The 12,309-nt window shown below is 63.1% G+C and carries 12 protein-coding genes and 2 pseudogenes; 10 read left to right on the top strand and 4 right to left on the bottom strand.

Going from position 1 to position 12,309, the window contains the following annotated elements; genetic code table 11:
• The first annotated feature begins 24 nt into the window (after positions 1-24).
• The 4 genes from cpaB to NLM27_RS33940 all read left to right on the top strand — a co-directional run bounded on the left by cpaB (position 25) and on the right by NLM27_RS33940 (position 4,453).
• Positions 25-837: a Flp pilus assembly protein CpaB gene (gene cpaB, locus NLM27_RS33955; RefSeq protein ID WP_254147417.1), complete on the top strand. Its 813-nt coding sequence runs from the start codon at positions 25-27 to the stop codon at positions 835-837.
• Positions 838-850: 13 nt separating this feature from the next.
• Complete coding sequence (locus NLM27_RS33950; RefSeq protein ID WP_254147416.1) at positions 851-2,368, top strand: type II and III secretion system protein family protein; 1,518 nt, start codon at positions 851-853, stop codon at positions 2,366-2,368.
• 64 nt (positions 2,369-2,432) lie between these two features.
• Positions 2,433-3,167 carry a CpaD family pilus assembly protein gene (locus NLM27_RS33945; protein WP_254147415.1) on the top strand — a complete coding sequence of 245 codons (735 nt, stop codon included), beginning with the start codon at positions 2,433-2,435 and terminating at the stop codon, positions 3,165-3,167.
• Entirely contained in the window at positions 3,164-4,453 is a 1,290-nt protein-coding gene (locus tag NLM27_RS33940; protein WP_254147414.1) for an AAA family ATPase, read from the top strand. Before NLM27_RS33945 ends, NLM27_RS33940 begins: the two co-directional genes overlap by 4 nt.
• Positions 4,454-4,459: 6 nt before the next feature.
• Here the strand turns inward: NLM27_RS33940 and NLM27_RS33935 are convergent, their stop codons facing one another.
• A complete protein-coding gene (locus tag NLM27_RS33935) occupies positions 4,460-5,233 on the bottom strand; it encodes a tetratricopeptide repeat protein (protein WP_254147413.1) in 774 nt (257 codons plus the stop codon).
• A gap of 80 nt (positions 5,234-5,313) precedes the next feature.
• Positions 5,314-5,559: a PilZ domain-containing protein gene (locus NLM27_RS33930; protein ID WP_011083489.1), complete on the bottom strand. Its 246-nt coding sequence runs from the start codon at positions 5,557-5,559 to the stop codon at positions 5,314-5,316.
• Positions 5,560-5,789: 230 nt separating this feature from the next.
• Here NLM27_RS33930 and NLM27_RS33925 point away from each other — a divergent pair.
• From NLM27_RS33925 to NLM27_RS33915, 3 genes and pseudogenes are all read left to right on the top strand, one after another.
• Positions 5,790-6,524, top strand: a pseudogene (locus tag NLM27_RS33925) (magnesium chelatase domain-containing protein); the annotation flags it as partial.
• Positions 6,525-6,610: 86 nt separating this feature from the next.
• Entirely contained in the window at positions 6,611-7,045 is a 435-nt protein-coding gene (locus NLM27_RS33920; RefSeq protein WP_254147412.1) for a hypothetical protein, read from the top strand.
• Between the two features lie 23 nt (positions 7,046-7,068).
• Positions 7,069-7,929 (top strand): DUF3800 domain-containing protein, encoded by an 861-nt coding sequence (locus NLM27_RS33915; protein WP_254147411.1) that lies wholly within the window; start codon positions 7,069-7,071, stop codon positions 7,927-7,929.
• A gap of 99 nt (positions 7,930-8,028) precedes the next feature.
• Here NLM27_RS33915 and NLM27_RS33910 read toward each other — a convergent pair whose 3' ends face one another.
• On the bottom strand, positions 8,029-8,991 hold the full coding sequence (locus NLM27_RS33910; protein ID WP_254147410.1) for an IS1595 family transposase: 963 nt from the start codon (positions 8,989-8,991) through the stop codon (positions 8,029-8,031).
• A 108-nt stretch (positions 8,992-9,099) separates the two neighbouring features.
• On the opposite strand from NLM27_RS33910, the gene NLM27_RS33905 reads away from it, so the two are divergent.
• Positions 9,100-9,366 carry a DNA-binding transcriptional regulator gene (locus tag NLM27_RS33905; RefSeq protein WP_254147409.1) on the top strand — a complete coding sequence of 89 codons (267 nt, stop codon included), beginning with the start codon at positions 9,100-9,102 and terminating at the stop codon, positions 9,364-9,366.
• 280 nt (positions 9,367-9,646) lie between these two features.
• Here the strand turns inward: NLM27_RS33905 and NLM27_RS33900 are convergent, their stop codons facing one another.
• Complete coding sequence (locus NLM27_RS33900) at positions 9,647-10,720, bottom strand: hypothetical protein (protein WP_254147408.1); 1,074 nt, start codon at positions 10,718-10,720, stop codon at positions 9,647-9,649.
• A 159-nt stretch (positions 10,721-10,879) separates the two neighbouring features.
• Between NLM27_RS33900 and NLM27_RS33895 the strand changes: the two are divergent.
• Together NLM27_RS33895 and NLM27_RS33890 are read left to right on the top strand one after the other, a co-directional pair.
• A pseudogene (locus NLM27_RS33895) lies at positions 10,880-11,698 on the top strand (ATP-binding protein); the annotation flags it as partial.
• A 99-nt stretch (positions 11,699-11,797) separates the two neighbouring features.
• Positions 11,798-12,265, top strand: a complete 468-nt coding sequence (locus NLM27_RS33890) for a hypothetical protein (protein ID WP_254147407.1) — start codon at positions 11,798-11,800, stop codon at positions 12,263-12,265.
• The last annotated feature ends 44 nt before the right edge of the window (positions 12,266-12,309 follow it).

Below are 12,309 nucleotides of genomic sequence, written 5' to 3'. Positions count from 1 at the left end.
TGCCCCGCGTAAGAGTAGAAGCGTATGAATACCGCACGCATTGTCGTTCTCGTCATCGCACTGGGCGCCGGCGGCGTCGCTGCGTATCTGGCGAGCGGCTATCAGAACGCGCCCGCGCCCGTTCTGCCCGTCGCCGAGAAGCTGCCGACGGTCGAAGTCCTCGTCGCGAAGAACGACATCGGGCTCGGCCAGGCCGTGAAGCCCGAGGACCTGCAATGGCAGGTCTGGCCGGCGGCGACCGCGAGCAACGCCTTCATCCGCCGCGACAGCAGGCCCGAAGCGCAGACCCAGATCGCCGGCTCGATCGCGCGCGTGCCGTTGATACAGGGCGAGCCGATCCGCGAGCAGAAGCTGGTCAGGGCGGAAGGTTCCGGCTTCATGGCTGCGATCCTGCCCTCCGGCATGCGTGCCGTCTCCACCGAAATTTCAGCCGAGACCGGCGCCGGCGGCTTCATCCTGCCGAACGATCGCGTCGACATCGTGTTGACCCGCCGCCTGAAGAATCCCGACACCAGCGGCGTGACCGGCGGCAACGACCTCATCCTGTCCGAGGTCATCCTGACCAACATCCGCGTGCTCGCGATCGACCAGGCGCCGAAGGAAAAGGACGGCCAGACCGCCGTGATCGGCAAGACCGTCACGCTAGAGCTCAAGCCCGACCAGGTCGCCACGCTGTCGGCCGCGCGCCAGGGCGGCACGCTCCAGCTCGCGCTGCGGAGCATCGCCGATGCCAAGGCTGTCGAGGACCCGATCGAGGATCGGGCGGCCAAGCGTTCCGACGGCGTCAACGTGATCCGCTTCGGGGTGCAGGCGCGGCAACTGACGTCACAGAAGTGATGATGGGGAAAGCATGAACTACGGGGATGATCGGACGGGCCAGCGCATTCGGGGGAAGCGCGCGCGCTCGTTCTGGACGGGGTCGATGCTGATGCTGGGGCTGCTCGCAGCCCCCGACCGACTCTGTGCCGCGGATGCGCCGGTCGGCGACCAGGCACCGATGCAGGCGCCTGATCTCGGCGTGTCGCCGGTCGCGACGATCGCGCCAGCGCGGACGCGTTTTCTCTCGCTTGGTGTGGGCAAGTCCGTCGTCATCGATCTGCCGCGCGAGGTCAAGGACGTGCTGGTGGCCGATCCCAAGATCGCCAATGCGGTGATCCGCTCGGCCCAACGCGCCTATATCATCGGTGGCCAGGTCGGCCAGACCAACGTCGTGTTCTTCACCGCCGACGGCCAGCAGGTGGCCTCCTACGACATCGCGGTCAAGCGCGACCTCAACGGCATGCGTGCGGCACTGCGCCAATCACTGCCGGGCGTGCAGATCGAAGGCGTCGGCGACAGCGTGATGCTGACCGGCTCGGTCTCGAGCCCGGTCGAGGCCCAGCAGGCCGGCGACGTCGCCGCCAAGCTCGTCGGCGGCTCGGACAAGGTCGTCAACAACATCGTCGTGCGCGGCCGCGACCAGGTCATGCTCAAGGTCGTCGTCGGCGAAGTGCGCCGTGACATCGTCAAGCAGCTCGGCGTCGATCTCAGCGCCAGCCTGAACGCAGGCACTGCGGTGGTGAATTTCAACAACTCCAATCCATTTTCAGTCTCGGGCGGGCCGATCGTCGCCAGCAACGGGCTTGACGTCGCCGGCCTCGCCAAGGGCGTCGCCACCGTCAGCGCCACCATGCGCGCGATGGAGAGCGCCGGCGTCATGCGCACGCTCGCCGAACCGAGCCTGACCGCGATCTCGGGCGAATCCGCCACCTTCATCGCCGGCGGCGAATTCCCGATTCCCGCGGGCTATTCCTGCGATCCCGTCACCCACGTCTGTACCACCCAGGTCACGTACAAGAAGTTCGGCATCTCCCTGAACTTCACCCCGGTCGTGCTCAGCGAAGGCCGCATCAGCCTGCGCGTGATGACCGAGGTCTCGGAGCTGTCGAATACGAACGCGATCACGCTGACGCAGGCGGTTTCCTCGACCGCGAGCAACTCGATCACCATCCCTTCGATCCAGACCCGCCGCGCCGAGACCACGCTTGAAATTCCCTCCGGCGGCTCGATGGCGATGGCCGGCCTGATCCAGCAGAAGACCAAACAGGCGATCAACGGCCTGCCCGGCGTCGACCAGGTGCCGATCATCGGCGCGTTGTTCCGCAGCCAGGACTTCGTCAACAACGAGACCGAGCTGATGGTGATCGTGACGCCCTATGTGGTGCGCGCGGTCGCCCAGAAGGATTTGTCGCGCCCAGACGACGGGTTCGCGCCGGCCTCCGACGCGCAGTCGGCGCTGCTCGGCCGCATGAACCGCCTTTATGGCATCTCGCGCCGGGTCGATCCGATCAACGGCACGCCCGGCGATTTCGGCTTCATCATCGATTGAGACGAACGGACGGCTGGGAACGGGCTTGGGGAACGGGCGGGATTCGGGGCAAGGGGATGAAGCGATGACGAACACGATGGCCGATCGACGTCGCAATCTGAGGGTCGCGCTAGCACTGACGGGACTCTGCGTCATGCTGGGCGCCTGCAACACCACCGGCGACATCGTCACCCAGACGGTGCCGACCGACTATCGCCAGCGCCACCCGATCGCAGTTCAGGAAGGCAAGCGCTCGATCGTGATCTTCGTCGGCAAGGCGCGCGGCGGCCTCTCGGCCGCGCAGCACGCGGATGTCACGGGCATTGCCCGGGACTGGATGCGCGAAGGCACCGGCTCGGTCGTCGTCGACGTTCCCGTCGACACCGCGAATTCGCGCGCCGCGGCGGCGACCTATCGGGAAATCCGGTCCGTGCTCGCGTCCGGCGGCGTGCCGTCGCGTGCCATTGTCCAGCATCCCTATCGTCCCGAGGATCCCGGCCTGCTGCCGACGATCCGACTGAGCTATTCCAAAATCAGCGCCGTGGCCGGTCCCTGCGGGCTGTGGCCGGAAGACGTTGGTCCGAACATCCTCGACCCCGGCTACAACGAGAACCGGCCATACTTCAATCTGGGCTGCGCCAGCCAGCGCAATCTCGCGGCGATGATCGACAACCCCGCCGACCTCGAACAGCCGCGCGCCGAGACGCCCGCCTACACCGCACGGCGCGACATCGCCTTCGACCGCTATCGCAAGGGCTCGACGACCGCGACCGCCTATCCCGAGGCCGACAAGGCCAAACTCAGCGACACCGGCAAATGACAGGCATCCACGACGAAGAAGCCGACGATCCGCGGCACCCCGACGAGCACATCGCGCCGGTTCCCCGCATCTCGGTGCAGGCCTTTTGCGAGACCGAGCAGACGCTCGCCGCGGTGACGGCGGCCGGCGAGGATCGCCGGCTCGCCAAGGCGCATCTCACCGCCAGGGATGGTGGTCTCGCTGCGGCGATCGAAGTCTACGAAACGATGCCGACGCCGAACGTGATCCTGATCGAGTCCGACGGCACGCGCGACATCCTGGAGGGGCTCGACGACCTCGCCGGCGTCTGCGACCCCGGCACCCGCGTCGTCGTGATCGGCAATCCCAACGACACCGCGCCCTATCGCGAGCTGGTCCGCCGCGGCGTCAACGACTACGTGATCGGACCTGTCCAAACGCTCGACGTGGTTCGCTCGATCTGTAGCCTGTTCTCGGCGTCCGAAGCCATCATCACCGGCCGCGTCATCGCGGTGGTCGGCGCCAAGGGCGGCGTCGGCGCGTCCACTGTCGCGCACAACGTCGCCTGGACCATCGCCCGCGACCTCGCGCTCGATTCCGTCGTGATCGATCTCGATCTCGCCTTCGGCACCGCGAGCCTCGACTACAATCAGGACCCGGTCCAGGGCATCGCCAACGCCGTGCTGTCGCAGGACAGGCCGGACACGGCGCTGATGGAGCGCCTGCTCGCCAAATGCACCGAGCGGCTCAGCCTGCTTGCCGCGCCCGCGACGCTCGACCGCGTCTACGATTTCGGCGCCGAAGCTTTTGACGCGGTGTTCGACACGCTGCGCATGACCACGCCCTGCATCGTGCTCGACGTGCCCCATCAATGGTCGGGCTGGACGCGGCGCGCGCTGGTCAACGCCGACGACATCGTGATCGTGGCCGAACCGGATCTCGCCAATTTGCGCAACACGAGGAACATGCTGAGCGTGCTCAAGGCGGCGCGGCCGAACGACCGGCCGCCGCTGTACTGCATCAACCAGGTCGGCATGCACAAGCGCGCGGAGATCGAGGTCAAGGCCTTCGCCAAGACGATGGAGAGCCAGCCGATCGCGGTGATCCCGTTCGATTCGAAACTGTTCTCGACCGCCGCCAACAACGGCCAGATGATCGCGGAGGTCTCCAAGAGCCACCGCACCACACTTCTGTTCCAGACCATGGCGAACCGCCTCGCCGGCCGCGGCGAGGTGAAGAAGCCGAAGCGCTCGCTGCTCGGACCGCTCCTGAAGAAGCTGAAGGGCCGGTCGGGTCGCGGCTCAGCTCCGCATCGCAAGGCGTCGTAAGGGCGGCTATTTGTCCGCCCGCTGCTGCTTCTTCGCCAGCAGCTGCCGCAGCGCCGCGACCTTTGCCGCAGCCTCATCCGGCGGCAGGTCGGCCTTGACGAGGATTTCAGCCTCGGCCTCGCGGCCTTGCAATCCCAGCACGAGCGCGAGATTGGCACGGATCCGCACATCGTTCTGATTGCGCTGATAGGCGCGGCCGAGCACCTGTTCGGCCCGCGGCAGATTGTTCTGGAGCATGTAGGACAGGCCGAGATTGGACAAAACCTGCGGCTCGTCGGGCACGATCTTCAAGGCGCTCGCATAATATTGCTGCGCCTCCTCGTTGCGGCCGAGCTGATCGAGCGCCGCACCCTGCGCCGACAGGATGCGCCAGTCCGGATCCTCAGGCGTATGGGCACGGCTGAGGACGTCGAAGGCCTGCTGGAAATTGCCGTTTTCGGCGAGCGCGCGGCCATAGCCGGCGAGCAGCGCCTTGTTGCTGGGATGATTGAGCACGGCCTGCTCCAGCACTGCGACTGCCTGCGCACGCTGGCCGCTCTCGCGCAGCGCTTTGCCATAGGCGATCGCAACGTTGGGATCTTCGGGCTTGGCGCGGTAACGCTCGCGCAGTGCGTTCATGTCCGGCTTGGCGTCGGCCCTGGCGGGGGCTTCGGATCTGACGCCAAGCGCGCCGGTCACATCCTCGATGCCATTGGTCTGGCAGCCACCGAGGACGAGCACCATGAACGCGGGAAGCAGGAATTTCGCCGGAGGAAAGGCGGGGGACGGACGCTTGGACATACTCTGATCACTCGGCGACTGATCAGAGATGCTTACCGATTAACCCTAAAGCCCCGTTAAGGACGCCCACGCTTCAGAACCTAGTCCGTGAATTCGGCACCGAATTCGCAGCCGATGCGCCAGCGCAGACGGCACTGGCGGGAGTAGTCGGGTGCGAAGATGATGGTGAATTGCGGCGGCACTTCCAGGAATTCCGCCACCACTTTCACGCCACCATCCGAGATATCCGTGATCGTGCAATCGCGCGGCAGCGAGCCTGCGCCAAAATGAATCTTGGCGAGCCGGCTGCACACCCGGCGTTCGCTTCTCCGGCGATTTGCAAGCATTTGAATTCTTCACCCGTTAGACCACGGCCCATCCCGCAAGTGTTAGGAGTAGCGGACATTCGTTGGAATGTGCTGAGGAGAGCCGCTCGCATTCGAGGCGTAGTGTCCGCTTCACGTTTACGATCGGTTAGGACCTGCTCTGGCCCCGGGGAGATGTTCCTGTATTGTTCTTGCGGAGAGTACATGCCTCTGCTACCCTCGATTGAGCAAGAGGGCAGGCTTGATCGAGCATGGTTCAGCGGGTTTCTACCGTCGCCTTTGAGGGGATCGAGGCCCGTGCGGTCGACGTGCAGGTGCAGGTCGCCCCGGGCCTGCCGGCCTTCGCCATCGTCGGCCTGCCCGACAAGGCGGTGTCGGAGGCGCGCGAGCGGGTCCGCTCGGCGCTGATTGCCTCGGGGCTGGCGCTGCCGGCGCGGCGGATCACCGTCAATCTGGCGCCGGCCGACCTGCCCAAGGAGGGCAGCCATTACGACCTGCCGATCGCGCTCGGGCTGATGGCGGCGATCGGCGCGATCCCGCCGGATGCGCTGACCGGCTTCACCGTGCTTGGCGAGCTCGGCCTCGACGGCTCGATCGCGCCGGTTGCAGGTGTCCTGCCCGCCGCGATCGGCGCCAATGCGCGTGAGGAGGGCCTGATCTGCCCCGCCGCCTGCGGCTCGGAGGCGGCCTGGGCGAGCCCGGACATCCAGATCATTGCCGCGAGTTCGCTGATCCAGATCGCCAACCATTTCAAGGGAACGCAGGTGCTGTCGCGGCCCTCTCCGAAGGTGCACGAGGCCGCCGCCTCGTCCCTCGACCTGCGCGACATCAAGGGCCAGGAGAGCGCGAAACGCGCGCTGGAGATCGCAGCCGCCGGCGGACATCACCTGCTGATGATCGGCGCGCCCGGTGCCGGCAAGTCGATGCTGGCGGCACGCCTGCCCTCGATCCTGCCGCCGCTGTCGCCCGGCGAGCTGCTCGGCATTAGGTAGCAAACTCACCTTAACCCGGCTGGCGGCAATGCTGCCGGTATCACTAGACTCCCGTGAAATTAATTTCACCGGGAGCAACCATGAACGAATTTGTCCTAGCCGGACTCGTGAAGCGTCGGGCGCAAGTGGCGGGCGATATCGAGGCCGCCCATGAGTCCCTTCGGAAGATGGTCCTAGACTTGGAGAGCCTAGACGCCACGATCCTCCAATTCGATCCGACTTACCGGGTGGAGTCGATCAAGGCGAAAGCCTTCCGGCCGCCCAAGGACTGGAGCAATCGCGGCGAGATGAGCCGGATCGTGCTTAGCATCCTCCGCCAAGCCGCAGAGCCGCTTACCAGCCGCGACGTGGCCTTACAGCTGCTAGTCGAGCGAGCCCTAGACAAGAACGATCAGCGGCTTTTGCGGATCATGTCAAAGCGGGTCGGGCTGGCGCTCCGGACCCAACGGGAAAACGGTCTCGTGCGGTGCGAGCAGGGGCCTGGGCAATATATGCTTTGGGAGGTTGCCCGTTGAACGGGAACCGTTAAAGTCATGCAATGCCTAATGCCGCATCACCTAAAGCGCCGCTTTTACATTTGTATTTGGACGAGACTGGCCCTCGCCACCCCGACCGTCAATCGACAGCCGCAAAGCACGGATTGGATTGGTTTGCGTTGGGTGGGTTTCTCATTCGGCAAGAGGATGAGGATACAGCGAAGGCCCGCCTAGATGCCTTTAAGAAGCAGTGGCCGCAAATCCAAGCGCCGTTGCACCTCACGGATATGCGGGCGGAAACAAAGAAGTTTTCTTGGATTGGAAGATTGCCCGGCGAGGAACGGGATCGATTTTGGTCCTCTTACCGAACATTTCTTTCTACGCTCCCGGTGGCGGGGACTGCCTGCGTGATTGACCGCCCAGGCTACCTCGCGCGGGGATATGGCAGTCGAGTTGGTGATGAAAAATGGATGTTGTGCCGCAGCGCCTTTGACATCGTCGTGGAGCGGGCGGCCAAGTTCGCCAAACATCAGGGTAGGCGTCTCAAGGTCTTCTACGAAATGGCCGACCCTGACACTAACGACATGGTGGAGGGCTATTTTTACAACATCCAAGAGAATGGGATGGGTTTTGACGCGGCAAACTCCGCCAAATACCTGCCGCTAACCAAAGAGGAATTTGGCTACTTGCTGCTCGATATCGAGGGCAAGGACAAATCCAATCGCCTGATGCAGATCGCGGACTCTTACGTGTACGCTATCGCGCGTGGCAGTTACGAAAGAAAATTCGCCATTTACCGCCGGATTTCAGAGAGCGGGAAGCTGGTAACGTCCCAGGTGCCTGCCGGCATGGGCGATATAATGGGCGTAAAAGCCTATTGTTTTGAACTGTTTAAGGCCCAGAAACAGCAAAGGCCGGGATGAACCCGACCTTTGAAGCGGCCCCCATACGGGTGGACCTGCAGGCATAGCCTGATTCTTGAATACACGAACCGTGTAAAAGTTCAAGGATTAATTTTCGATTCATACTTTGGCTCGCTGCCAATAGCCCTTCCACTGACGCGAAACCGGGTGCTGCAGGGCAGCGTCACAGGTCATCAAATACTGTTCTCCGTTGCTGACGCGGCTATTGTTCTCGCGCCAAGCCATTTCGCTGGCGTAAGCCGCCAAATACGGGCCGGCGATATGGTGATGAATGCCGATCTCGGCGCGGCGCAGACGGGAGAAAAACGACTCCGCCTGATTGGTGCAAGCTTCGCCATCAGAATAGGCCTCGCTGTGGTTGATCCGCTTTGTCAGGAAGCGCGCATGTAGCGCGTCCCAATGCGCTGCTTCGTCAGCGTGAACGGTGCTGCCGGGCTGCACGGTGCGGGCAATCGTCACAACCGATGCATCTTCCGACTTGAAGACGAACGGCAACGTCCGGCCGCCGCGCTCGCGCATGATGACCACCACGCGGCGCTTGCCGGTCTGGTTCTGCACCAAGCGGCGGTCGCGGCGGTTAGCTTTGTTGTTGGCCGGGCGGACGTGGCCCCCGAAGTAAGCGCCATCAACCTCAACCGTGCCACCAACTGTCGCGCCGTTGGCCTCTGAGGCCATGGCTTCGCGGATTTTGTGAGCCATCACGAAAGCCGTCTTGTACTGGCAATCCAGGTCGCGGCTCAGTTGAAGCGCGCTATGGCCCTTCGCGCCGTTGACGAAGATCGCGATGGCCAAGAGGTAGTCGCGGATCGGGAGTTTGCGGCTGGCGAAGATCGTGCCCGACGTGACGCTGAATTGGTGATTGCAGCCCTTGCACTTGAACAGCTTGCGGGTCTGGTAGGTGTAGACCGCAACGCAGCCGCACTTGGGGCAGAACGGTTCGCCGTTAGTGGCGGCCCAACGGATCAGCTGGAAGGTCTGATAGGCTTCCTCGTCCGACAAACGGGCGACTTTCGCTAAACTTAGCGACCTCGCCTTTGCCGTGAGAAGGAAGTGTTGAGCCATTTCTGCGCCAACGTTTTTCGTTGACGTCGTTGATAAGTGATGAAATAGCTGGCGTCAACGAAAATCGATGACCTTGACGAAATTCTTTTACGTCGCCATATTCAACGAATGAGCCCGGAGCAGTGTCGAGCCGCGAGAGCATGGCTAAATTGGCCTCAAGACGCGCTTGCAAAAGCCGCGAGCGTGGGCGTTTCGACTGTGAGGGATTTTGAGGCAAGACGACGGGAGCCGACGCGGAATAACCTAGCGGCAATGAAAGTTGCTTTGGAGTCCGGCGGTATTGGATTTGTTTTTGACGGTGAGGGGCGGGCATCGGGAATAACCTTCGCCGCACCTCTTGGAAACGGCGCTGTAGACGAGAATCAGGAAATTTGATAAGGATATGAATGCGCCGCGCCGGATCTCTCCGACGCGGCCTGGTTAGCCAGGATTTGGCTTGAGGGGCTCTACCCTCACCGGTCTATTCTGACGGCTTGCCACATGGGTTTACCTGGGTCCGGCGCGGCCGGAGTTTGGGTGGGCCTATGCCGAGAGGATTGGTCGGCAAAAACTCATTTCCTCTCTGCGGTGAAACCGGAGCCTCCGAAGGCTCCGGTTCTAACCTACCCGATTCTCAGAAATCTTCAAGAGCGCTTCCACACTCTTTCGGTAAGAGTCAGGTCTTGTTCGTCCCGCGCGCGCCATCCGTCATCTGAATATTGCTCGGAACGCCAGCTTTATCCGCCACAATTCGCCATTTTCGCCGAAATTCGGCGGCTGACCATGGCTTGTTTGAGTACTCGCAGATTACCATCGGCCCCGTGCGCTTCCATGGCGGGACACTGTTGATCTCCTCCATGATCATGGAAAGACGCTTGAGATCCCATTCAAATGGCTTGTCCCCGCCTTTTCGGCCTACCGGTAGTTCTCGCCGCAAGATCATGTGTTCGTCGATGTCAGACCACATCAGACCGCCGACCCATTTCTCGTGTTCGTTCTTGATGTCGTCTGGACCTGGCTCGTCCAGCGGCACCCATTGGCCAATAACATCTACCTGACGAAGCTTGGGAATTTCGAATTGCAGGGCCTGCGCCAAGGCGATTGAAGGCCAGTTGAAATGAGTGTGCGCCGTCGCCCTGATCGCCCTTGCATGGTCGTAAGTTAGAATCTCGGTCCTCGTGGGGGGCGGCTCAAACCGCATATTCCCAATGATCGTGCTGAGCCGGGTGCAGGCATCATCCTCCAACACGACCGAACCGAAGCTGCAAAGCAATCGTACCTTGCCGAGCAGAGAATGGCCCATTGAGGCCTTACCGCCTGCGGCCCAGCTATTGTCGTGCATGTATTGGACTCGACTGGCAGTCCAGTCAGCCACGCGCTCTGAGCCGATTTCCCGGTCTAAGCGGTTGATACCTTGATCGTAATTCTTCCGAACCGAATGCTTAAGCTTGTGATACGGCGACTTCTCATGGGTGCGGTAGGCCTTAATCAGACCGGAAAAGGTGCCGTCAAAAGCAGCTGGTTTCTTTGTCCCATCCGCAAAATCGAATTCGGACTTGATAGATGACCCGTGCCGTACCCCATTTGCAGAAGCTCGGTCCTCTTTCGGAGGCGGCTGATAAACGCCAACATCAGGCGTGATGCCCAGCTCGATAGCCAGCTCTTTGAACTTGGCGAGCTTGTCCAATCGCTCCCGAAGGCGCGCCATTTCGGCGTCAATCGCCGCCAAATAGCTCTGTTGGTCGCTCATGGAATCGATACCCAGGTCGGCAAGCACCGAACATATGTCATCTAACATAGGGGTCAATCCTTATTGAAACGATATCGCGAGGGCGTGTGGGCACGCATCCGCGCTCACGCCTCGTAAGTCTTTGAATTTATTGGGAGGTGAGTTTGCTACCTAATGCCGGAGCTGCTCGAGGTCTCGATGATCGCGTCCGTCGCCGGCGAGATCGAGGGTGGCGCGCTGACCGCGCGGCGGCCGTTCCGCTCGCCGCATCATTCCGCCAGCATGGCCGCGCTCACCGGCGGCGGCATGCGCGCCAAGCCCGGCGAGATCTCGCTTGCGCATCAGGGCGTGCTGTTCCTCGACGAGCTACCGGAGTTCGATCCCCGCGTGCTGGATTCGCTGCGCCAGCCCCTGGAAAACGGCGAGGTCGCGGTGTCGCGCGCCAATCACCGCGTCACCTACCCTGCCCGCTTCATGCTGGTCGCGGCGATGAATCCCTGCCGCTGCGGCAACGCGTTCGAGCCCGGCTATGCCTGCAAGCGCGGCCGTATCGACCGCTGCACCGGCGACTATCAGGCGCGCATCTCCGGTCCCCTGATGGATCGCATCGATCTGCGCATCGAGGTGCCGGCGGTGACCGCGGCCGACCTGATCCTGCCGCCGCCGACGGAGGGCTCGGCCGAGGTCGCCGCGCGCGTGGCGGCCGCGCGCGACATCCAGCTTGCGCGCTACGCGAATGCGGGGCTGCCCAATGTTCGCACCAATGCCGAGGCGCCGGCTTCCGTGCTGGAAGAGATCGCCAAGCCCGATGCGCAGGGTCAAAAACTGCTGCGCGACGCCGCCGAGACCATGCGGCTGTCGGCGCGCGGCTATCACCGCGTGCTGCGCGTGGCGCGCACCCTCGCCGATCTCGACAATGCCGACAGGATCGGCCGGCTGCACCTCGCCGAAGCGCTGTCCTACCGCGCACTCGCGGAGGATGTGCGGCAGTTGGCGTAACACGGACAGCGCGTCAACTCGGCGGTAACGAGTTTCCTTTACGCTCTGCAAACCATAAGGCCCATCAGTTCCCGTACAGGGCCCGGCGAGTAGAGTGTCATGTTGCGTTTCAAGATCCTGGCCTCGGTCGTTCCCCTGTTGGCAGCGGCGGTGTTCGCCCGCGCCGAGATCGGATCGGTCTCGCATCCCTGCATCGCCCTCGGCGAAACCTCGGTCGAGCTCACCTCCCTGTTCTGGACCGCCGGCGTGCATGTCACCTTCACCGAAGATCCCGCGAAGGCCACGGTGCGGGTTCAGGTCACCGACGATGCGGACGCTGCGGACTTCGCCGTGGTGGACGACGGCCTCGGTTCGGAATCGGAGTCCTGCCAGGCCAATCCGTCGACGCGCCTGGTCTCGATCGCCTCGCAGCCCGTCGATGGCGGTCAGGTGATCTATCTCTCCACCGAAGGGCCGGCCGATTACCGCATCTATGTGCGCTCGAAGACGTTCTCGCAGCGCGAGGCTGCGGCGCTGATCGTCGGCGCCCGCGGCGGCCACCGCCAGCTCCAGGCCGCCTCGCTCTGAGCCGTTAGCACCTCGTCAACCCTGTTTGGAGGCGGCGCCAAAGC

This window comes from Bradyrhizobium sp. CCGB12 (assembly GCF_024199845.1).
Lineage (GTDB): Bacteria > Pseudomonadota > Alphaproteobacteria > Rhizobiales > Xanthobacteraceae > Bradyrhizobium.
This window is presented reverse-complemented; position numbering and strand designations above follow the sequence as displayed.

Coding starts and splice junctions, on each gene's coding strand:
- cpaB (WP_254147417.1), top strand. CDS start 25: ATGAATACCGCACGCATTGTCGTTCTCGTCATCGCACTGGGCGCCGGC.
- NLM27_RS33950 (WP_254147416.1), top strand. CDS start 851: ATGAACTACGGGGATGATCGGACGGGCCAGCGCATTCGGGGGAAGCGC.
- NLM27_RS33945 (WP_254147415.1), top strand. CDS start 2,433: ATGACGAACACGATGGCCGATCGACGTCGCAATCTGAGGGTCGCGCTA.
- NLM27_RS33940 (WP_254147414.1), top strand. CDS start 3,164: ATGACAGGCATCCACGACGAAGAAGCCGACGATCCGCGGCACCCCGAC.
- NLM27_RS33935 (WP_254147413.1), bottom strand. CDS start 5,233: ATGTCCAAGCGTCCGTCCCCCGCCTTTCCTCCGGCGAAATTCCTGCTT.
- NLM27_RS33930 (WP_011083489.1), bottom strand. CDS start 5,559: ATGCTTGCAAATCGCCGGAGAAGCGAACGCCGGGTGTGCAGCCGGCTC.
- NLM27_RS33920 (WP_254147412.1), top strand. CDS start 6,611: ATGAACGAATTTGTCCTAGCCGGACTCGTGAAGCGTCGGGCGCAAGTG.
- NLM27_RS33915 (WP_254147411.1), top strand. CDS start 7,069: ATGCCTAATGCCGCATCACCTAAAGCGCCGCTTTTACATTTGTATTTG.
- NLM27_RS33910 (WP_254147410.1), bottom strand. CDS start 8,991: ATGGCTCAACACTTCCTTCTCACGGCAAAGGCGAGGTCGCTAAGTTTA.
- NLM27_RS33905 (WP_254147409.1), top strand. CDS start 9,100: ATGAGCCCGGAGCAGTGTCGAGCCGCGAGAGCATGGCTAAATTGGCCT.
- NLM27_RS33900 (WP_254147408.1), bottom strand. CDS start 10,720: ATGAGCGACCAACAGAGCTATTTGGCGGCGATTGACGCCGAAATGGCG.
- NLM27_RS33890 (WP_254147407.1), top strand. CDS start 11,798: ATGTTGCGTTTCAAGATCCTGGCCTCGGTCGTTCCCCTGTTGGCAGCG.